At 34.6% G+C, this 370-nt stretch carries 1 pseudogene; it reads left to right on the top strand.

Annotated features, from left to right (window positions below):
- Positions 1 to 370, top strand: a pseudogene (locus SBH76_RS13545) (IS1182 family transposase); the annotation flags it as partial.

The raw sequence follows: 370 nt of genomic DNA, 5'->3' as shown, positions 1-370 counted from the left end.
CACTGATTCCTGTCCTTGAAAAGCATAAGAAAGCATTTGGAGAAGTGCTTGAAGAAGTTACGGCAGATAGCGGCTATTGTAGTGAGAAAAACCTCTTATATCTGAAAGAAAATCAAATAGACAGTTATATAAAACTACAGGATCATGAAAAACGAAAAACAAGAGCATACAGTAAAGATATAGGCAAATACTACAACATGAAGACAATGGTATTTGAGGATGAGCAAGTCTATATATGTCATGACGGCCGTGAACTGAGACATATCAACACAGAAAAGAAAGAACAGAATGGTTATACACAAACATATGAAGTATATGGATGTTCAGACTGTAGTGGATGTGAACATAAGTCTAAATGTTTATACAAGTA

This window comes from Lachnoanaerobaculum sanguinis (assembly GCF_033242365.1).
GTDB classification, from domain to species: domain Bacteria; phylum Bacillota; class Clostridia; order Lachnospirales; family Lachnospiraceae; genus Lachnoanaerobaculum; species Lachnoanaerobaculum sanguinis.
Note: the sequence above shows the minus strand (reverse complement) of the source record. Positions and strands in the feature narration are given on the sequence as shown.